Raw genomic sequence first — 18171 nt, forward strand, 5'->3', positions numbered from 1 at the left:
CGCGGCGCGGACCCCGGCATGCTGAGGAAATTAGGCGGGGAGGATGTTCTCCGCCTGGGGGCCCTTCTGGCCCTGGGTGACGTCGAACGTCACGCGCTGGCCCTCCTGGAGCTCACGGAAGCCAGAGGTGGCGATGTTCGAGTAGTGGGCGAAGACGTCCGGGCCGCCGCCGTCCTGCTCGATGAAGCCGAAGCCCTTTTCCGAGTTGAACCACTTCACGGTGCCGTTAGCCATGTTGAATCTCCTGAGTAGGCGGCAAGGGCCCCATCCGGGAGATTCCGGCAAAAACAATAAAAGCGCCTGCGGAGCAATCCCGTCAGGCGCACATAAAGTTCATGGGTACCACAACTGCAACGCCACCAAGCTAGCACACCTTGCCGGGGTCTTGCTTCAATCTGCGGATGGCAGCGATCAAAGAGCCCTGGGGGCTCAGTGTGCTCGGCGCGGCGCGGGGCCGGGCCTGTGCGCGGCCCCGCCCCGCCGCGCCCCGCGCGGGCGGCCGGCTCAGAGGCGTTCGATGATCGTCACGTTGGCCTGGCCGCCGCCCTCGCACATGGTCTGGAGCCCGTAGCGGCCGCCGGTGCGTTCCAGTTCGTGCAGGAGCGTGGTCATCAGCTTCACGCCGGTCGCGCCCAGGGGGTGGCCCAGGGCGATCGCACCGCCGTTGACGTTCACCCGGGCGGGGTCGGCGCCCGTCTCCTTCAGCCAGGCCAGCACCACGGGGGCGAAGGCCTCGTTGATCTCGACCAGGTCGATGGCGTCCAGGGTCAGGCCGGTCTTCTTCAGGGCGTGCGCGGTGGCCGGGATCGGGGCCGACAGCATCCGGATCGGGTCCTCGCCGCGCACCGAGAGGTGGTGGATCCGGGCGCGCGGCGTGAGGCCGTGCTCGGCGACCGCCCGTTCGGAGGCGATCAGCAGGGCCGCGGCGCCGTCGGAGACCTGGGAGGAGACGGCGGCCGTGATCGTGCCGCCCTCGACGACCGGCTTCAGCCCGGCCATCTTCTCCAGGGTGGTGTCGCGGCGCGGCCCCTCGTCCACCCGTACGTCCCCGTACGGGACGGTCTCGCGCTCGAAGCGGCCCTCGTCGATCGCGCGGACCGCCCGCCGGTGGGAGGTGAGGGCGAACTCCTCCATGTCCCGCCGCGAGATCCCCCACTTCTCCGCGATGAGCTGCGCGCCGTGGAACTGGTTGACGGGGGCGTCGCCGTAGCGGGCGCGCCAGCCCGCCGAGCCCGCGTAGGGGCCCTCGGTGAGGCCGAGGGGTTCGGCCGCCTGCCGGGAGGCGAAGGCGATGGGGATCATCGACATGTTCTGGGTGCCGCCGGCGACGACCAGGTCCTGGGTGCCGGAGAGCACGCCCTGGGCGGCGAAGTGCACGGCCTGCTGGGAGGAGCCGCACTGCCGGTCGACGGTGACCCCCGGGACCTCCTCGGGCAGCCCGGCGGCCAGCCAGGCGGTCCGGGCGATGTCCCCGGCCTGCGGGCCCACCGTGTCGAGGCAGCCGAACACCACGTCCTCCACGGCGGCCGGGTCCACCCCGGTGCGCTCGACGAGCGCCTTGAGGACGTGCGCCCCCAGGTCCGCGGGGTGGACCTGGGACAGGCCGCCGCCGCGCCGCCCCACGGGGGTGCGTACGGCGCCGACTATGTAGGCCTCGGGCATCGGGGGGCTCCTCTGCTGGCTGCGGGGTTCTAGGGGCGTACGGCGATCCCGTCGAGCACCATCGACAGGTACTGGCGGGCGATCTCCTCGGGGCTGTGCTGTCCGCCCGGCCGGTACCAGGACGCCGCGACCCACACCGTGTCGCGCACGAAGCGGTAGGTGAGGCGGATGTCGAGGTCGGCCCGGAAGACCCGGGCGGCGACCCCCCGCTCCAGCGTCCCCAGCCAGGCCTTCTCGAACTTCACCTGCGAGTCGGAGAGGTAGTGGAAGCGGGGCTGCGCGGAGAGGGTGCGGGCCTCCTTCTGGTAGATCGCGACGGCGGCGCGGTGCCGGTCGATCTCCCGGAAGGACTCGGTGACGAGGGCCTCGATGGTCTCCCGGGGGCCGAGGCCGGCGGCGAGGACGGTGTCGTACCCGTCCCACAGCTCGTTCAGGAAGGCCGAGAGGATCTCGTCGAGCATCGATTCCTTGGAATCGAAGTGGTAGTAGAGGCTGCCGGCGAGCATCCCGGCGGCGTCGGCGATCTTGCGGACGGTGGTGGCGTTGTAGCCCTGGGCGGCGAAGACCTCGGCGGCGGTGTCGAGGAGCTCCCGGCGCCGCTCGGGCGAGGCGCTCACCTGAGGCTTCTTCTTCGCGCGCGGCTCTGCGGTCGGCTCTGCGGTCGGTTCGTTCGTTGGCACGGGCCCATTCTCGGCCTATGCGCGCTGGCTGCTGACGGAGACCGTCTCGCCCGTCATGTAGGACGAGTAGCCGCTGGCCAGGAAGACGATGACGTTGGCGACCTCCCAGGGCTCGGCGTACCGGCCGAAGGCCTCGCGGGCGGTGAGCTCGGCGAGCAGCTCCTCGCTGGTGACCTTCACCAGGTGCGGGTGCATGGCCAGGCTCGGGGCGACCGCGTTGACCCGTACGCCGAACTCCGCCGCCTCCAGCGCCGCGCAGCGGGTCAGGGCCATCACCCCGGCCTTGGCGGCGGCGTAGTGGGCCTGCCCGGTCTGGGCGCGCCAGCCGACGACGGAGGCGTTGTTGACGATGACGCCCGCGCGGCCGGAGTCCCTGAAGGCGCGCAGGGCGGCGCGGGTGCAGCGGAAGGTGCCGTTCAGGGTGACGTCGAGGACGCGGGTCCACTGTTCGTCGGTCATGTCGACGAGGTCGGCGGTGCCGCCGAGTCCGGCGTTGTTGACGAGGACGTCGAGGCCTCCGTGGAGCCGCTCGGCGTGCGCGAAGAGGGCCCGGACCTGGTCCTCGTCGGTGACGTCGCAGGGCAGGGAGGCGATCCGGTCCGCGCCGAACTCGGCGGCGAGGGCGGTCTCGGTCTCCTTCAGGCGGCGGGCGTGCGCGTCGCCGATCAGCACGCGGGCCCCCTCCTCCAGGAAGCGGCGGGCGGTGGCCCCGCCGATCCCGGCGCCGGCGGCGGCCGTGACGACGGCGGTGCGGCCGCGCAGCAGGCCGTGGCCGGGGACGTACGCGGGCGCCTCGTTGCGGAACTCCTCGACGCTGCTCATGGCCGTACGTTAACCTACCAAACACTTGTTAGGGAAGGCTCCCGAAGGAGGCGGACGGCTGATGGATCTCGACCACTCCCCCGAGGTGGCGGCCTTCCGGGCCGAGGCCCGGGCCTGGCTGCGCGCGCACGTGCCGGACGGCCCGCTGCCCTCGCTGGAGACGGAGGAGGGCTTCGCGGCGCACCGGGAGTGGGAGGCCGAGCTGTACGCGGACCGCTGGTCGGCGGTGTCCTGGCCCGAGGAGTACGGGGGCAGGGGCGCGGACATCGAGCGGTGGCTGGTCTTCGAGGAGGAGTACTGGGCGGCGGGCGCGCCCGGCCGGGTCTCGCAGAACGGGATCAGCCTGCTGGCCCCGACCCTCTTCGACCACGCCACGCCGGAGCAGCGGGCGCGGGTGCTGCCGTCCATGGCGAGCGGCGAGGTGGTCTGGGCGCAGGCCTGGTCGGAACCGGAGTCGGGCTCCGACCTGGCCTCGCTGCGGTCCCGGGCGGAGCGCACCGGGGGCGGCTGGCTGCTGTCGGGGCAGAAGACCTGGTCCTCGCGGGCCGCCTTCGCCGACCGGGCCTTCGGCATCTTCCGAAGCGACCCGGAGGCCGGGAAGCCCCACCGGGGGCTGACGTACCTGATGTTCGACCTGCGCGCGCCGGGCGTGACCGTACGGCCCGTCGGCCGGCTCGACGGCAAGCCGGCTTTCGCGGAGCTCTTCCTGGACCGGGTCTTCGTCCCCGACGAGGACGTGATCGGGGAGCCGGGGCAGGGCTGGCGGATCGCGATGTCGACCACCGGCAACGAGCGCGGGCTGACCCTGCGCTCCCCCGGCCGGTTCCTGGCGGCCGCCGGCCGGCTGGCCGCCCTGTGGCGGGAGCAGGGGGATCCGGCGGACACCGCGCTGCGCGACCGGGTCGCGGACGCGGTGGTCGGGGCGCGCGCCTACGAGCTGTTCACCTGGGCCGGGGCCACCCGCTTCGCGGCGGGCGGGGAGATCGGCGCCGAGTCCAGCCTGAACAAGGTGTTCTGGTCCCAGTACGACATCGCCCTGCACGAGACGGCCCTGGACCTGCTGGGTCCGGACGCGGAGCTGGCGGACGGGCCGTGGGCCGAGCCGTGGGTGTTCTCGCTGGCCGGGCCGATCTACGCGGGGACGAACGAGATCCAGCGCGACATCATCGCCGAGCGGCTGCTCGGCCTTCCGAAGGGCCGCCGCTGATGCGCTTCCTGCCGACCGGGGAACAGTCCGAATTCGCCCGGACCCTGCGCTCCCTGCTGGGCGCCGCCGAGGTCCCGGCGACCGCCCGGGCCTGGGCGGCCGGGGACCGGGGGCCCGGGCTGGCCCTGTGGTCCCGGCTGGCCGGTACGGGCCTGTGGGCGCTGGCCGCGCCGGAGGCGTACGACGGGCTGGGGCCGCTGCCGGTGGAGCTGGCGCTCGGCTTCGTGGAGCTGGGGCGGGCGGGGGTGCCGGGCCCGGTGGTGGAGACGGCCGCGGCGGCGGTACTGCTGGGGGAGCTGGCCCGGCTCGGCGAGGAGGGCCCGGCGAAACGCTTCCTCCCGGCCCTGATCGAGGGCACCGCCCCGGCCACCCTGACCCTCCCGGCCGGCTCCCCGTACGCCCTGGACACGGACGCGGCGGGGTACTGCTTCACGGTGACGGGGGCTGGGGCGGCGGCCCCGGGCGCGGGCGGGGCGGGGGCCTCCGGTGCGGACGGGGCAAGGGCCCCCGGTGCGACCCTGGGCGCGGCCCCGGGATCGGGGGCCGTCGAGCTGCGGCTGGCGGCGGGGTGGGGGGAGCGGCTGGCCTCGCTGGATCCGGTGCGCGGGCTGCACGTTCCCCAGCCGGGCGGGGAGGCGCTGGCGGCGGGTCCGGCGGTGGCGGCCGCCGCCGGGGCGGCCGCGCGGTGGGCGCGGCTGCTGACGGCGGCCCAGTGCCTGGGCGTCGGCGAGGCGCTCCTGGCCCGCACGGTGGAGTACGTGAAGCAGCGCACCCAGTTCGGGGTGCCCGTCGGGAGCTTCCAGGCGGTCAAGCACCGGCTGGCCGACACCCTGCTGGAGCTGGAGTTCGCCCGGCCGCTGCTGTGGGCGGCGGCGCTGTCCCTGTCGGACGCGGACGTCGCGGCGGCGAAGCTGACCGCCGGCGAGGCGGCGTACGCGGCCGCCCGCACCGCCCTCCAGCTGCACGGCGCGGTCGGCTACACGGAGGAGCTGGACCTGTCGCTGTGGCTGCGCAAGGCCCGGCCGCTGCGCGACGCGTGGGGCGGTCCGGCGGAGTGCCGGGCGGAGGTGGTGCGCCGGCTGCCTCAGACGACGGCCACGCGCAGGGTGACCACGTAGGCCTCCTCGACGGTCCCGTCGGGGAAGAGCTCCAGCAGCCGCGCCCGCTCGGCCCCGGTGAACTCCCGGGTGCCGGGCTCCCCGAGGAGGAGGAAGGCGGAGTGGCTGGCGAGGTTGGCGAGGTGCGCGTCCAGCGGGATCCGGCGCGACCAGCGGACCTCGCGGGTGGTGAGGCCGAGCTCCTGCGGATCCTCGCGCGGCTGGAGGCCTGCGGGCACCCCGAACAGCCGCGCGATCCGCTCGTCCTGCTCGGCGATCCAGGGGACGGAAGGGTCCAGGTCGTTCCACCACAGCGCGAGCGCCCCGCCGGGGCGCAGCACGCGGCGGGCCTCCGGGACGGAGCGGGCCGGGTCGGTCCAGTGCCAGGACTGGGCGTACGTCAGGAGGTCGAAGCCGCCGGTGGCGAGCGGCAGGCGGTCGCCGTCGCCGCGCACGACCGGGAGGGCGGGGTGCGCGCGGCGGAACTCGGCGGCCATGCCGTCGCCGGGCTCGACGGCGAGCACCCGGGCGCCGCGGGCGTGCAGCAGGGCGCTGGCGATGCCGGTTCCGGCGCCGACGTCCGCGACGCGGGCGCCGCGCAGCGGGGTGCCGGTGAGCGCCTCGACTTCGTCGAACAGGGCGTCGGGGTAGCCGGGGCGGGAGGCGTGGTAGAGGGCTGCGGCGGCGTCGAAGGACCGGGCACGAGTCGTCATCCCCCTATTCTTCGCAGCCCCACCCACCCCTGACGACCGCTTATCCCGCCGGGGCCGCTGCGCGGAGCGGGATCCCCTACCCGCCCTTCGCCCGTTCCCTGGGGCTCCGCCCCAGACCCCGCGCCTCAAACGCCGGCGAGGCCATGAATAGCCCGCGCGGCGTTTGAGCGCACGGGCTCGGAGCGCACGTCCGGGGTCCGGGGCTCGCCCCGGGAAACGGAGAAAGGGCGGGGCGGGGAGACACCCCCTCAGCGGCGCCGCCGCCGTCGCACCCGCCCCCGGAGCGACAGCCGCAGCAGGACGGCCGTCTGGAGCACCAGCAGCACCGCGAGCCCCGCCGGGGCGAGCACCCCGTCCCCCTCCCACACCGTGGCCCCGACCCGCGCGACCCCCACCGCGGTGAGCGCGACGAGGAACCGGGCCGCGAACTCCGCCTCGGTGCCGTGCGGTACGGCCGAGCCGGCCACGAACACCGCCAGCAGTACGGGGATCCACGGAGTCGCGGGATCCCGCAGCAGTGCGGCGGCCCCGAACTCCACGGCGAGGAGCAGGCAGTTGCGCAGGAGGAATCCAGGCATGGACACATCATGCCGGGGAAACCCGCGTGCGCACCCGCCCCCGATCCGCCTAAGATCGAACACAAGGGCGGGGTCGTAGCACAGAGGCAGTGCGCCTACACAGCATGGAGGAGGACGCCGGTTCGAATCCGGCCACCCCGCCCCCCTACTCGTCTACGATCGTCCGCAAGGACGGGGCCGTAGCACAGAGGTCGTTGCGCCTCCCTGCTCAGGAGGAGGACGCCGGTTCGAATCCGGCCGCCCCGTCCCCCTGCCCCCGCTCCCGCCGCCCCGTACCGGCCAGCCAGGCCGCCGCCCCCGCACGGGCCGCCACCGCGGCCGGCAGCGGCAGGCCGAGGAAGCCGTGGAAGACCCCCGGGTGGAGCCGGACCTCGCAGTCCACCCCCGCCTCCCCCAGCCGGCGCGCGTACTCCAGCCCCTCGTCCCGCAGCAGGTCGCAGTCGGCCAGGACGATCAGCGTGCGCGGCAGCCCGGACAGGTCCGGCGCGCGGAGCGGCGAGACGTGCGGATGGGCGGGGTCGCCGCCGTACTGGTCCCAGTACCAGGCCATGTGCGCGGCCGTGTGGAAGTGGCCCCGGCCGTACGCCGCCACCGACTCGAAGCCCATCGAGGCGTCCAGCGGCGGGTACACCAGCAGCTGGCCGGCGACCAGTTCCGGCGCCCGCAGCGCGGTGACGGCCGCCAGGTTGCCCCCGCTGGAGTCCCCCGCCACCACCACCCGCCCGGCGTCGCAGCCCAGCCGGTCCGCCTCGGCCCGGGCCCACAGCAGCACCGCCAGCGCGTCGTCGGCCGCCGCCGGCCAGGGGTGTTCGGGGGCCAGCCGGTAGCCGGCCGAGACGACCACCGCCCCCGAGGCCGCGGCCAGCTCGCGGCACAGGGCGTCGTGCGTGTCGAGCCCGCACATCACCCAGCCCCCGCCGTGGAGGTACACGACGAGCACCCGCCCCCGCTCCCCCGGCGCGGGATCGTAGACCCGCACCGGCACCCCGGAACCCACCCCCTCCCACACCTCCCCGGGCCACGGCGCCCCGCTCGCCTCCACCCGCCCCCGCCCGCCGGGCGACGGCCGCCCGTCCACCACCACCTCCGCCCCGCCCGGCGCCTCCGCCCCCGGCGCCCCGCGCCGCTCCGCGCCGGACGCGGCCACCGCCGCCCGCAGGGCCGTCACGTCCCCGGGGCCCGGGAAGGACGCGGACATCGCGTCGCACAGCCGCCGCGCCTCCGGCGACAGCCGGTCCCCCTTCACCGCGTCCCCGCTCATCGCGCCGTCATCCCCCCGTCGACCACGAACTCCGCCCCCGTCACGTACGAGGAGGCCTCCGAGCACAGGAACAGCACCAGCTCCCCCACCTCCTCCGGCCGCCCCATCCGCCCCAGCGGCACGTGCGACCAGTCCCGCCCCCCGACCGCGCCGGCCACCATCGGCGTGTCGATGGCGCCCGGGTGCACCGAGTTGACCCGGATCCCGTCCCCGGCCAGGTCCAGCGCCGCCGCACGGGTCAGCCCGCGCAGCCCCGACTTCGTCGACCCGTACGCCGCGTGGCCCGGGATCCCGACCAGCCCCGCCGTGGAGGAGACGTTGACGACGGAGCCTCCCCCGCCCGCCCGCAGCACCGGGGCCACCGCCCGGATGCCGAGGAACGGGCCCAGCAGGTTGACCCGCAGCAGCTCCTCGAAGCCCTCCGGGCTCTGCTCCTCGATGTGCGCGGTGCGCCACAGGGCGGCGTTGTTGACCAGTGCCGACACCGTCCCGAAGGCGGCCACCGCCTCCCGCACCACCCCGGCCCAGCTGCCCGCGTCGGTGACGTCGTGCCGTACGAAGAGCCCCCGGCCGCCCAGTTCCGCCGCGACCGCCCGGCCCTCCTCCTCCCGGACGTCCGTCACGACCACCCGCGCCCCGGCCCGCGCGCACAGCCGGGCCTCCTCGGCGCCCTGCCCGCGGCCGGCACCGGTGATGACGACGACCTTCCCGTCCAGCGAGATCACGCTTCCTCCATGCGCAAGGCGGGAGTTGCCCGTCACACCCGCACGCCATATGACTAATCGAAATACTTCTAGCAGGCACACCCATCAGGGGGAAGGGTCCCGGCGGATCCGGTCGTAGACTGCGCCGCATGGCAGACGAGACGGCAGAAGCGGCCCCCGGCGGGACGGCCCGGCGCGCGCTCCCCGCGACCAGCTGGGCGGTCCTCGGGCTGCTCTCCTTCGGCGAGGAACTCTCCGGCTACGACCTGAAGAAGTGGTCGGACTGGTCGTTGCGCTTCTTCTACTGGAGCCCCTCCTTCAGCCAGATCTACAGCGAGCTCAAGCGCCTGGAGAAGGCCGGTTACGCCTCCTCCCGGATGGTCGCCCAGGAGACCGGGACCCGCGACAAGCGGGTGTACCGGATCACGGACGAGGGCATGGACGCCGTACGCCACTGGGCGCGCGAGACGCCCGTCGACCCGCCGGTGCTCAAGCACGGGCCGATGCTGCGGCTGTGGCTGGGGCATCTGCTGGAGCCGGAGCAGATGCGCGAACTCCTCCTCCAGCAGCAGGAGTTCGCCGAGGGGATGCGGCTCGGCGCGGAGGCGGACGTGGCGGCCGCGCAGCAGGAGGAGGCCTGGGCGTACCCCACCCTCACCCTCAAGTGGGCCGAGCGGTACTACGCCTCCGAGCGCGACCTGGCCGCGGCCATGCTGAAGGACCTCGAAACCCTGCCGGGCCGCCCGCCGCGCACGGAGACCGGCCCGTGACGGGCGGCGGCGGCCCGGGCGCGGGCACCGGCAGCGCCATCAGCCTGCGCAAGGTGCAGGAGGCGGCCCCGGCGCTGGTGAGCCTGTACAAGAACGCGGGCGTCTCGCTCCGCAAGCACGGCCTGGAGGGCGGCCGGGCCGCCGTCTACCTGGTCCTGGACTACTCCGGCTCCATGCGCCCCTACTACGCGGACGGCACCGTACAGGCCTTCGCGGACCGGGTCCTCGGCCTGTCGGCGCACCTCGACTCCGACGGCCGGGTACCCGTCGTCTTCTTCTCCACCGACGTCGAGGCGGTCGAGGAGATCTCCCTCGACGGCCACCGGGGACGGGTCACCGAGATCGCCGCCGGCCTCGGCCACATGGGCAAGACCGCCTACCACCTGGCCATGGACGCGGTGATCGACCACTACCTGGACTCGGGCACCGCCGACCCCGCCCTGGTGGTCTTCCAGACGGACGGCGGCCCGGTGAACAAGCTCGCGGCGGAGAGGTACCTCTGCAAGGCGGCCCCGCTGCCGCTGTTCTGGCAGTTCGTCGGCTTCGGCAACACCCGCAGCAGCCAGTTCGACTTCCTGCGCCGCCTGGACGAGCTGCCCGTGCCGCAGAAACGGGTGGTGGACAACGCGGGCTACTTCCACGCGGGCGCCGACCCGAGCGCCGTACCGGACGCCGAACTGTACGACCGCCTCGTGGCCGAGTTCCCGGTCTGGCTGGCGGCGGCGCGCCGTGCGGGCATCGTGCGCGCCTGACCCGCCGCCGCCAGGGGGGCGCGCTTTGATGGACGTATGACGATGAACAACTGGGCGGCGTTCGAGAAGGCGGAGCCGGAGTTCGCGGCGACGGTACGGGCCCGCTTCGAGCGGTTCCCGCACCACGTGCTGGCCACCCTCCGCAAGGACGGCTCCCCCCGGGTGACCGGGCTGAACGTGGAGTTCCGCGGGGGCGAGCTGTGGCTGGGCATGATGGCGGGCTCGATGAAGGCCCGCGACCTCCGGCACGACCCGCGGTTCGCCCTGCACACCAACCCGGGGCCGGACGACCGGATGCCCGACGGGGACGTGCGGATCTCCGGGCGGGCGGTGGAGATCGTGGACCCGCCCGAACTGCACCGGTACGCGGAGGAGAAGGACACCCCGCACCCCTTCCACCTCTTCCACGCCGACCTGACCGAGGTGGTCCAGACCCGGGTCGACGGCGAGGAACTGGTCGTCCGCGCCTGGACCCCGGCGGGCGGACCGCGCGTCCTGCGCCGCGGCAACGACGACGAGCCCGCCCGGGAGGTCCCCCTCAGCTGACCCGCGGCCCGGCGGCGGGCGCGGGCTTGCGGGCGTTGGCGGGCGCGGGCTTGCGGGCGGGTGCCGGCTTATGGGCGGCGGCGGGTGCATGGGCGGCGGCGGGCTTGTGGGCGGCGGCCGGGGCGGTCGCTGGCTTGCGGCCGCCGGCCTTCGCCGGCGCGGGCTTGCGGCCCGGGCGGGGCGCCTTCGCGGTGGCGGGCTTGCGGGCGGTGCCCGGGGCGGTCGCCCGGGCCGGGAGCGGGGTGAGGGCGGCGGGGTCCACGTCCACCCGGCTGCGGTCGATGTTGATCGTCACCCCGCCGTACGAGGCGTCGTGGTCCCCCTTGTACTGGTGGGCCCTGCGCGCACCCGGCCACTGGGCGGCGCCGGGGGTCAGGCCCATGTCGGCGTCGGTGACGGAGTCGGCGCCGTTCCAGCGGGCCACCCACAGGACGTCCGGCATCGCGGCCGGGGCCTGGGCGTAGCGGGCGGCCAGCGCCTTGGCCCCGGAGCTCGCCGAGACGTAGGCGGCCGCGTGGTAGCCCAGTTCGTGCAGCCGTCCGGTCCAGGCGGTGACGTAGGCGACGACGGGGGCGTCCCAGGTGGCACGGTCGCTGTAGTTCTCCAGGTCGGCGTAGAGCGGGGTGCCGGGCGGCAGGCCGAGCGCGCGGGCCGCCCCGGCGGCTCCCTCGGCGGCCTCGCGGCCCTCGTCGTTCGCCTCGGAGGGGTCCGTGGACAGGCCCGTGGTGTTGCTGTTCCAGGGCTGCGGGCCCACCCAGACCGGCATCAGGTGCCAGCCGGCCGCGAGCTGGCGGCGCACCCAGTCGGCCGTCAGCTGCGGCTGGGCGCAGGCGCGGGCCCGGCCGCCGATGTAGACGCCGACCGCGCCGAAGGGGGAGTCGGCCCGCCAGGTGTCCATGGCGCGCTGGGAGGGGGCGGTGCAGGCGTCGAAGCCGTCGCCGTCGAAGGCGTCCTGGGCGCGGGCGGGGAGAGGGGCTGCGGCCGCCGCGGTCAGTGCCGTCACGGTGTCCGCCGCGTCCGCCACCGCCGCCTCCCCGGGTCCGGCGGGCGGCTGCCCGGCCGTGTCGAGGGCGTGCGCGAGCAGGGTGCGGACGGCCTCGGGTGCGGCCCCGTACGAGAGGGTGGCCATCACCCCCGGCCCGCGCAGGGCGTACCGCACCTCGCCGCTGTCCCCCTCGGCCGCCGGCAGCGCGGCCCCGCCGCCGACGGCCAGGGTCGGGACGTCGGCGCGCGGCGGGGCGTCCGTAAGGGGCTCCAGGTGCAGGGTGTCGGCCCGGGTGGGCACGGCACGCCGTCCGGTACAGCGGGCCTGGGCGCCGGCGTGCCCGAGGTAGAGGGTGGGCAGGTCCAGGCGCGGGCAGGCCCCGGGGTCGCGGTCGAGGTCGACGACGCGCCAGCCGGCGGGGAGGGTCAGGTGCAGGCCCCGGTAGTCGACGGCGCGCCCGCCGTCGGCGGCGCGGGCGGGGGCCGGGGGCGTGAGGGAGGCGAGGGGCAGGAGCAGGGCGGCGCCGAGGAGGAGGCGCGCCAGGGTGCGGGAGGGCATGGGGCCCACTGCTACACCGCGCCCCGCGCGCCGGGGCCACGACGCCCCGCGGATGACCCCGTCCGGGCGACAACGCCCCGGGGCCGGGCACCGCACGCCGGCCGCCGGCCGCCGGCCGCCGGCCGCCGGAGGAGCGGGCGCCGGAGGAGCGGGCGCCGAGCGCCGGAGGCCGCGGGTTGGTCCGGGGCGGAAGTGGCCGCCCGGTGCCGGGGCCGGCCGGGCGGGGCGGTGCGCACCCCCACGGTGCACCGTCCCGCCCGGCCGGGCCCGTTCGGCGGTCAGCAGTCCCGTGCGCCGGCCGGGGGCTTGAAGACCGCGTCGAGGACCCCGTCCCGCTGCACGTCGATGATCACCCAGTCCAGCGTGGAGTCCTTCGACGGCAGCCGCAGGTCGTGCGGGAGGTCGCTCTCGACGAGGTCCCGCCCGATGTAGGCCACGGACAGGACGCCGCCGCAGCCGGAGGGTTCCGGGGGCGTGCTGCCGTCGATCTTGCCGTCCCGCGGGCCCACGGCGACGGTGACCGTACGGATCGGGGCGTAGGTGAACGTGAAGCCGGCCGAGTCCGTCGAGTGCTTCATGTCCACCCGGAAGAATCCGATCCGCATCGGGACCGGCTCGCAGGGCGGCTGGGTCTTCACCAGCCGCAGGTACGTCCCCGTGTCCACCATGAACACGGCTTCGGAGTCGGCGCGGTCGCTGCTCCGGAGGCCCTTGAGGTAGCCGGCGAGGGCGGCGGGGTCCAGGCCCTTGGTCGCGGTGCACGGGGTGGCGGGCGAGGGGGCCGGGGCGTCCGAGGCGATGACGCCGGACGGGGCGGGGGCGGACGGGGAACCGGAGGCGGAGGGGGAAGCCGAGGCGGAGGGGGAAGCCGAGGCGGGGGCCTTGGACCGGGACGCCCCCGCCCCGATGTCCGCCCCCGAGCCTGCGCCCGAGCAGCCCGCGAGGGCGAGTGCGGAAAGGGAGAGGAACACGGCGGCGGGCAGCCGTAATCGACGCATCGGGACTCCAAACTGGCAGGACCGGGACCACTTCCGATGCTGGCAGCCGGGCCGCGCGAGCGGCATCCGTAGAACCGCCTACGTAGCCCGTACGTATCCCGGGCGCCGAATGCGGGTACCGGTCCTCCGGGGAGGCGTCATGGTGGACAGGGCTCCGCTGGTCGGCCGGGGGGCCGAACTCGACCGGCTGGACGCGGTGATCGGTGCGGTGGTCGGCGCGGCGGGCGACGCGCCGGGGGTGGTGGACCTGACGGGCCCGGCGGGCATGGGCAAGAGCCGGCTGCTCACGGAGGTCTGCCGGCGGGCCCGCGCCCGGGGCCTGACCGTCCTGCGCGGCCGGGCGACGGAGTACGAACGGCACATCCCCTTCCACCTGTTCACGGACGCCTTCGCCGACCTGGACCCGGAGGCCGGCACGGGCCCCGCACCGGACCCGGCGGTGACCCCTGTCCTGTACGGCATCCCGTCCGCCCCGGCCCCGCCGCCCACGCCCACGCCCACGCCCACGGCCACGGCCACGGCCACGGAGCGTCCCCCGGCCGAAGGCGGCGGCACGGCCCCGGAACCGTACGGGGCCACCGGCCCGGCACGGGCCACGGCGCCCGTCCCCGGCACGGAGCCGGGCACGGGCACCGGCTCGGGACCCGGAGGGCGCCCGGGCACGGAAGCCGGCCCGGGTCCCGCTCCCGGGCCGCCCGCGCACGCGGAGCCGTACGGCGGCCCGGAGGCCCCGGTGGACCGGTTCGCGGTGCACCGGGCGACGGCGCGGCTCCTGTCGGCCCTCGCCGAAGGCACCGGCACCGGCACCGGCACCGGCGGGAGCCGCGGCCTGCTCGTCGCCCTCGACGACCTGCACTGGGCCGACCCCTCCTCCCTCGAACTCCTCGACCACCTCGTGCGCCACCCCCCGCGCGGGCCGGTGCTCCTCGTCGTGGCCCGCCGGGACCGGCAGACCTCGGCCTCCCTCGCCGCCGCCCTCACCCGGGGCGTCGACACCGGCACCGTCCAGCGCCTGGACCTCGGCCCCCTCGCCGAGCGGACCTGCGTGGAGCAGCTGGCGCCGGAGCTGCCGCCCGCCCGCGCGGGCCGGCTGTACGCCGCCAGCGGGGGCAACCCGCTCTACTTCCTCACCCTGCTCCAGGGCCAGGCCGCCGGACCGGCCGTCCCGGCGGGCGGGCTCACCGCACTGCTGCTGGACGAGCTGACCCCGCTGACCGCAGCCCAGCGCCGCACCGCCGAGGCGGTGGCGGTGCTCGGCGACCAGGCGACCGCGCCGGTGCTCGCGGAGACGGCGGAGGTGGCCGGCCCCGGCCTCCTCGACGCGCACCTCGCCGCCCTGGCCGGCCGGGACCTGCTGCGCCCGGGCCCGGGCGGGAGCTGGTCGCTGCGGCACCCGGTGCTGCGGACGGTGGTCTACGAGAACACCGAGCCCCGCCGGCGTACGGGCCTGCACCGGCGGGCGGCCACCGCGCTGGCCGCGGCGGGCGCGGCCGCCGCCGTACGGGCCCACCACGTGGAGCGGGCGCTGACGGGGTGGGACCCGCAGGCCGCGGCGGCCCTGCTGGAGGCGGCCGGGCAGGCGGAGACCGCGGCCCCGGCGAGCTGCGCGCACTGGCTGGGGGTGGTCCTGGGGATCCTGCCGGACGCCCCGGAGCACCTCACCCGGCGCCGTGAACTGCTGCTGCGGCGGGCCCGGGCGCTGAGCGCGTGCGGCGAGCTGCACGCGAGCCGGGACCTCCTCATGTCCCTCATCTCCCAGGTGGACGGCACCGACCGGGACGACGGGCTGCGGGCGGCCGCCGTCACCCTGTGCGCCTCGATGGAACGCCACCTGGGCCGGTACGGGGAGGCGGTGGCGCTGCTGCGCCGCGAGCTGGCCCGCCGGCCGGCCCCCCGGCCGGCGGACGCGCTGGCGCTGGGGCTGGAGCTGGGCTCGTGCGCCCCGCACGTCCTGTCGTACCCGGAGGTACGGGAGGACGTGCTGCGGACGTACGGGCTGGCCCTGCGGCTGCGCAACGAACCGGCGGCGGCGGGGGCGCTGACCACGGCCGCGCTCGGGGAGACGTACGGGGGCACCGCCGCGGCGAAGGCCCGGAGGCTGGCCGACCGGGCCGCCGCACGGGTCGACGCGCTGGCGGACCGGGAACTCGCGGACCTGAGCGAGCCGTTGGCCCGCCTCGCCTGGACGGAGTTCTACCTGGACCGCTACCCGGAGGCGGAGCGGCACGCGGACCGGGGGCTGGCCCTGGCCCGGCGGGTGGGGCCGCCCCATCTGCTGCCGCACCTGCTGGTGTGCAAGTCGGTCGTCTACATGAACACCTGCCGGCTGGAGGCGGCGCTGGAGCTGTCGGAGGAGGCCGAGAACATCGCGCGCGGGATCGGCAGCGACGAACTCCTCGGCCTGGTGCTGGGCAACAGGGCCCAGGTGCTGATCCCGTCCCTCCCGCCCGGTGACACCGCCCCCCTGGCGCTGGCCGAGGAGGCGGTGGCGCTGTCCGGGATCCGCAGCAGCTGGTGGGCCTCGCTCGGGTGGTGCGTGCTGAGCTACGCGGCCCTGTACTGCGGGGACCACCAGCGGGCGCGGGCCGCGATGCTGCGGGCGGGGCGCGGTCCGGAGCTGACGGGCCTCCAGCCGTCGCTGCGTCCGCTGTTCCTGGAGGCCCTGGTCAATGCGGCGGTGGCGGCGGGTGACCTCGCGGAGGCGGAGTCCTGGGCGGCGCGGGCGGCCGAGGACGCGCTCCGCCTGGACCTCCCCAGCCAGCAGGCCTCGGCCCTGCGCAGCGAGGCCGTCCTGCGGGCGGCGCGGGGGGACACGTCGGAGGCGGCGGACCTGTACGTGCGGGCGGCGGCGGTGTCGGCCCGCGCCGGGGCAACCCTGTGGGAGGCCCAGGCCCTGGTGATGGCGGCCCCCCTGGCCGCCCGCTCGGGGGGCTCGCGCCGGGCGACCACCCTGTGGCAGCGGGGCCGCCGCCTGGCGGAGGCGGGTGGCTCCCGCCTCCTGACGGGCCTGGCGGACCTCTTCCCCCCGGTCCCGGCCCGCCCCCCGCTCCCCCACCTCACCCCGCGCGAACGCGAGATCGCGGCGCTGGTGACGGAGGGCCTCACCACCCCGGCGATCGCGGCCCGCCTCTACCTGAGCCCCCGCACGGTGGACACCCACCTGTCCCACATCTTCCGCAAGACGGGGGTCACCACCCGAGCGGCCCTGGCCGCCCTCACGGCCCGGAACGCTCCCTGACCCCAGGGGCGTTGTCAGTGGGGGCGCCTACCGTGGAACGGTCGACTCACCGACATCCGAGGGGGAAGAGATGAAGCACAGGGCGATCACGCTCGCGGCGGTCACGGCGGTCCTCGCACTGGGTACGGGCGCGGGCCAGGCGTCGGCCGCGGAGGAACTGATCGGTTATCCGGGACCGGACGGCGTGATCTGGGTACCGGAGGTCACCGGTTCCAGCGGGTTCGTCTCGGCCGGCCTCAACGCCCACCTGGACACCTCCACCACCTTCGCGTGCGAGGGCGGCGGCAGCATCGAGGTGTCCTTCCACTTCCACAACCAGCCGGACCGCGACCCGGCCCCGTTCACCCTGGACTGCCCGCCGGACACCCCGTCCCGCGTCACGGTCCCGCTGGGCACGGGCCTGTCGGGCAGCTTCGGCGCCACGGTGACCGCCTCGTCCCCGTCCATACGCTGGGGCGCGGTGGTCGTCCAGCCGGAGTAACCGGCGGATGCCTGCGGCTGCGGTGCGGGATCAGGCTCGGGGGCTCTTGACGTCCTGGATGAAGGAAGTCCAGGCCGAGGGCGGGAACACGAGCACCGGTCCCGCGCCGGCCAGCTTGCTGTCGCGGACGGGGACGATGCCGGGGAGGTCGTCGGACACCTCGACGCACTCGCCGCCGGTCCCGTTGCTGTACGAAGACTTCCGCCAGGACAGGCCGTTCACGTCTGCGCGCATTTCGCGTGCTCCTCCGCCACCGACTCGATCAAGGCCAGGGACGCCTCCGGCGACAGCGCGGCAGCCCTGGCAAGATCGTATGACCTCCAGTGGCAGCCGACCAGGGCCGGATAGTCGAGCAACTGCCCTGCGTAGGGGCCCTCGGTGTAGGCCACATCGGGCGCGTCGGCGAACTGCATGATGCGCATGTACGTTCCAAGGGCCCCATGAGCGCCTGCCGAGAACGGCACTACCTGAACGACGATCCGATGCTCGCGGACATACGAGGAAACGCGCCGCAGCTGAGCAGCCATCACGGCACTTCCGCCGACCACGGTCCGCAGCACTGCCTCGTGCAGAACGACCCACAGTTCAGGAGTAGCCGGGTCATCGAGGAGTTGTGCGCGCTCTACTCGGGCCGCAACCAGGTCATCGACATGCTCCGCCAGGGCCGTGGGACCAGCGGCCCGAATCACAGCACGGGCGTAGTCCGCCGTCTGAAGCAGCCCGGGGACCAGGGTGGGGGCGTAGTCGTAGATGGCCGTTGCCAGACGTTCCAGCTCAGCGGCATCTGCGAAGTACTCGGCGTGCTTGGACTTGAATGCCCGGGCCAGGCGAGTGAAGTAGTCCCCCGTGCCGAGCTCCCTGTCGATCACCTCGGCCAATTCCGGCCGGAGCCTCCGCGTCCCGCACTCCATCTGCCCGACGTACGACCCACTTGTGAAGATCCGCTCGCCCAGACCTTCCTGGGTCAGCCCAGCCGCCTCGCGGTGTCGCCGCAATTCCTCGCGGGCGAACTCCTCCGGGGTCTGAGCGGCGCCGTCGTCCTTCGGCTTGGCCATGAGCCAACTCCCTGCGTCCGCAGTCCCATCGCTTGCGAAAAAGCGTAGACCCGCCAACCTGACG

Annotated in this window: 19 protein-coding genes and 2 tRNA genes; 9 read left to right on the top strand and 12 right to left on the bottom strand. The window is 75.3% G+C overall.

The genetic code is table 11. The features are described 5' to 3' along the window. Positions 1-30: 30 nt before the first annotated feature. The 4 genes from AB0O29_RS07445 to AB0O29_RS07460 all read right to left on the bottom strand — a co-directional run bounded on the left by AB0O29_RS07445 (position 31) and on the right by AB0O29_RS07460 (position 3164). Positions 31-234 carry a cold-shock protein gene (locus AB0O29_RS07445; RefSeq protein ID WP_365147524.1) on the bottom strand — a complete coding sequence of 68 codons (204 nt, stop codon included), beginning with the start codon at positions 232-234 and terminating at the stop codon, positions 31-33. Positions 235-504: 270 nt separating this feature from the next. Then, positions 505-1662: an acetyl-CoA C-acetyltransferase gene (locus AB0O29_RS07450; protein WP_365147527.1), complete on the bottom strand. Its 1158-nt coding sequence runs from the start codon at positions 1660-1662 to the stop codon at positions 505-507. A gap of 29 nt (positions 1663-1691) precedes the next feature. Continuing rightward, a complete protein-coding gene (locus tag AB0O29_RS07455; protein WP_358896994.1) occupies positions 1692-2279 on the bottom strand; it encodes a TetR/AcrR family transcriptional regulator in 588 nt (195 codons plus the stop codon). Positions 2280-2357: 78 nt separating this feature from the next. After that, positions 2358-3164, bottom strand: a complete 807-nt coding sequence (locus tag AB0O29_RS07460) for an SDR family oxidoreductase (protein ID WP_365147530.1) — start codon at positions 3162-3164, stop codon at positions 2358-2360. A 61-nt stretch (positions 3165-3225) separates the two neighbouring features. Between AB0O29_RS07460 and AB0O29_RS07465 the strand changes: the two genes are divergently transcribed. Continuing rightward, the gene (locus AB0O29_RS07465; RefSeq protein ID WP_365147533.1) at positions 3226-4371 is read left to right on the top strand and encodes an acyl-CoA dehydrogenase family protein; all 1146 of its coding nucleotides are present in this window, start codon (positions 3226-3228) and stop codon (positions 4369-4371) included. Then, the gene (locus tag AB0O29_RS07470; protein ID WP_365147536.1) at positions 4371-5489 is read left to right on the top strand and encodes an acyl-CoA dehydrogenase family protein; all 1119 of its coding nucleotides are present in this window, start codon (positions 4371-4373) and stop codon (positions 5487-5489) included. The genes AB0O29_RS07465 and AB0O29_RS07470 overlap by 1 nt, the downstream gene beginning before the upstream one ends. Here the strand turns inward: AB0O29_RS07470 and AB0O29_RS07475 are convergent. Beyond that, positions 5456-6181, bottom strand: a complete 726-nt coding sequence (locus AB0O29_RS07475; RefSeq protein WP_365147539.1) for a class I SAM-dependent methyltransferase — start codon at positions 6179-6181, stop codon at positions 5456-5458. The genes AB0O29_RS07470 and AB0O29_RS07475 overlap by 34 nt on opposite strands. A gap of 248 nt (positions 6182-6429) precedes the next feature. Further along, a complete protein-coding gene (locus AB0O29_RS07480) occupies positions 6430-6759 on the bottom strand; it encodes a hypothetical protein (RefSeq protein WP_365147542.1) in 330 nt (109 codons plus the stop codon). 67 nt (positions 6760-6826) lie between these two features. Between AB0O29_RS07480 and AB0O29_RS07485 the strand changes: the two genes are divergently transcribed. Together AB0O29_RS07485 and AB0O29_RS07490 are read left to right on the top strand one after the other, a co-directional pair. After that, a tRNA-Ala gene (locus tag AB0O29_RS07485) sits at positions 6827-6901 on the top strand. Between the two features lie 30 nt (positions 6902-6931). Next, positions 6932-7005 (top strand) — tRNA-Ser (locus AB0O29_RS07490). On the opposite strand, the gene AB0O29_RS07495 is transcribed toward AB0O29_RS07490, so the two are convergent. Both AB0O29_RS07495 and AB0O29_RS07500 read right to left on the bottom strand, forming a co-directional pair. Next, the gene (locus tag AB0O29_RS07495) at positions 6968-8020 is read right to left on the bottom strand and encodes an alpha/beta hydrolase (RefSeq protein ID WP_365147611.1); all 1053 of its coding nucleotides are present in this window, start codon (positions 8018-8020) and stop codon (positions 6968-6970) included. The genes AB0O29_RS07490 and AB0O29_RS07495 overlap by 38 nt on opposite strands. After that, entirely contained in the window at positions 8017-8745 is a 729-nt protein-coding gene (locus tag AB0O29_RS07500) for a glucose 1-dehydrogenase (RefSeq protein WP_365147545.1), read from the bottom strand. The genes AB0O29_RS07495 and AB0O29_RS07500 overlap by 4 nt, the downstream gene beginning before the upstream one ends. 128 nt (positions 8746-8873) lie before the next feature. Here AB0O29_RS07500 and AB0O29_RS07505 point away from each other — a divergent pair, with 128 nt between their 5' ends. The 3 genes from AB0O29_RS07505 to AB0O29_RS07515 are packed head-to-tail and all read left to right on the top strand — an operon-like array spanning position 8874 to position 10792. Continuing rightward, positions 8874-9494, top strand: coding sequence for a PadR family transcriptional regulator (locus AB0O29_RS07505; protein ID WP_365147548.1), 621 nt, complete (start codon positions 8874-8876; stop codon positions 9492-9494). Further along, positions 9491-10246, top strand: a complete 756-nt coding sequence (locus AB0O29_RS07510; protein ID WP_365147551.1) for a VWA domain-containing protein — start codon at positions 9491-9493, stop codon at positions 10244-10246. Before AB0O29_RS07505 ends, AB0O29_RS07510 begins: the two co-directional genes overlap by 4 nt. Positions 10247-10282: 36 nt before the next feature. Then, positions 10283-10792, top strand: a complete 510-nt coding sequence (locus AB0O29_RS07515) for a pyridoxamine 5'-phosphate oxidase family protein (protein WP_365147554.1) — start codon at positions 10283-10285, stop codon at positions 10790-10792. On the opposite strand, the gene AB0O29_RS07520 is transcribed toward AB0O29_RS07515, so the two are convergent. Together AB0O29_RS07520 and AB0O29_RS07525 are read right to left on the bottom strand one after the other, a co-directional pair. Further along, on the bottom strand, positions 10785-12335 hold the full coding sequence (locus AB0O29_RS07520; protein WP_365147557.1) for a DUF1906 domain-containing protein: 1551 nt from the start codon (positions 12333-12335) through the stop codon (positions 10785-10787). The genes AB0O29_RS07515 and AB0O29_RS07520 overlap by 8 nt on opposite strands. A 278-nt stretch (positions 12336-12613) precedes the next feature. After that, on the bottom strand, positions 12614-13333 hold the full coding sequence (locus AB0O29_RS07525; RefSeq protein ID WP_365147560.1) for a hypothetical protein: 720 nt from the start codon (positions 13331-13333) through the stop codon (positions 12614-12616). 139 nt (positions 13334-13472) lie between these two features. On the opposite strand from AB0O29_RS07525, the gene AB0O29_RS07530 reads away from it, so the two are divergent. After that, on the top strand, positions 13473-16571 hold the full coding sequence (locus tag AB0O29_RS07530; RefSeq protein ID WP_365147563.1) for an AAA family ATPase: 3099 nt from the start codon (positions 13473-13475) through the stop codon (positions 16569-16571). A 70-nt stretch (positions 16572-16641) separates the two neighbouring features. Next, complete coding sequence (locus AB0O29_RS07535; protein WP_365147566.1) at positions 16642-17052, top strand: hypothetical protein; 411 nt, start codon at positions 16642-16644, stop codon at positions 17050-17052. Positions 17053-17082: 30 nt separating this feature from the next. Here the strand turns inward: AB0O29_RS07535 and AB0O29_RS07540 are convergent, their stop codons facing one another. Beyond that, the gene (locus AB0O29_RS07540; protein WP_365147569.1) at positions 17083-17286 is read right to left on the bottom strand and encodes a DUF397 domain-containing protein; all 204 of its coding nucleotides are present in this window, start codon (positions 17284-17286) and stop codon (positions 17083-17085) included. Beyond that, positions 17271-18107 (bottom strand): helix-turn-helix transcriptional regulator, encoded by an 837-nt coding sequence (locus tag AB0O29_RS07545; protein ID WP_365147572.1) that lies wholly within the window; start codon positions 18105-18107, stop codon positions 17271-17273. The genes AB0O29_RS07540 and AB0O29_RS07545 overlap by 16 nt, the downstream gene beginning before the upstream one ends. Positions 18108-18171 lie beyond the last annotated feature (64 nt).

The organism is Streptomyces sp. NPDC089915 (genome assembly GCF_040684675.1).
Lineage (GTDB): Bacteria > Actinomycetota > Actinomycetes > Streptomycetales > Streptomycetaceae > Streptomyces.

Bases quoted from the DNA above. Each gene is read 5' to 3' on its own strand.
- AB0O29_RS07445 (WP_365147524.1), bottom strand. From the start codon at position 234: ATGGCTAACGGCACCGTGAAGTGGTTCAACTCGGAAAAGGGCTTCGGC.
- AB0O29_RS07450 (WP_365147527.1), bottom strand. From the start codon at position 1,662: ATGCCCGAGGCCTACATAGTCGGCGCCGTACGCACCCCCGTGGGGCGG.
- AB0O29_RS07460 (WP_365147530.1), bottom strand. From the start codon at position 3,164: ATGAGCAGCGTCGAGGAGTTCCGCAACGAGGCGCCCGCGTACGTCCCC.
- AB0O29_RS07465 (WP_365147533.1), top strand. From the start codon at position 3,226: ATGGATCTCGACCACTCCCCCGAGGTGGCGGCCTTCCGGGCCGAGGCC.
- AB0O29_RS07470 (WP_365147536.1), top strand. From the start codon at position 4,371: ATGCGCTTCCTGCCGACCGGGGAACAGTCCGAATTCGCCCGGACCCTG.
- AB0O29_RS07475 (WP_365147539.1), bottom strand. From the start codon at position 6,181: ATGACGACTCGTGCCCGGTCCTTCGACGCCGCCGCAGCCCTCTACCAC.
- AB0O29_RS07480 (WP_365147542.1), bottom strand. From the start codon at position 6,759: ATGCCTGGATTCCTCCTGCGCAACTGCCTGCTCCTCGCCGTGGAGTTC.
- AB0O29_RS07495 (WP_365147611.1), bottom strand. From the start codon at position 8,020: ATGAGCGGGGACGCGGTGAAGGGGGACCGGCTGTCGCCGGAGGCGCGG.
- AB0O29_RS07505 (WP_365147548.1), top strand. From the start codon at position 8,874: ATGGCAGACGAGACGGCAGAAGCGGCCCCCGGCGGGACGGCCCGGCGC.
- AB0O29_RS07515 (WP_365147554.1), top strand. From the start codon at position 10,283: ATGACGATGAACAACTGGGCGGCGTTCGAGAAGGCGGAGCCGGAGTTC.
- AB0O29_RS07520 (WP_365147557.1), bottom strand. From the start codon at position 12,335: ATGCCCTCCCGCACCCTGGCGCGCCTCCTCCTCGGCGCCGCCCTGCTC.
- AB0O29_RS07525 (WP_365147560.1), bottom strand. From the start codon at position 13,333: ATGCGTCGATTACGGCTGCCCGCCGCCGTGTTCCTCTCCCTTTCCGCA.
- AB0O29_RS07530 (WP_365147563.1), top strand. From the start codon at position 13,473: ATGGTGGACAGGGCTCCGCTGGTCGGCCGGGGGGCCGAACTCGACCGG.
- AB0O29_RS07535 (WP_365147566.1), top strand. From the start codon at position 16,642: ATGAAGCACAGGGCGATCACGCTCGCGGCGGTCACGGCGGTCCTCGCA.
- AB0O29_RS07540 (WP_365147569.1), bottom strand. From the start codon at position 17,286: ATGCGCGCAGACGTGAACGGCCTGTCCTGGCGGAAGTCTTCGTACAGC.
- AB0O29_RS07545 (WP_365147572.1), bottom strand. From the start codon at position 18,107: ATGGCCAAGCCGAAGGACGACGGCGCCGCTCAGACCCCGGAGGAGTTC.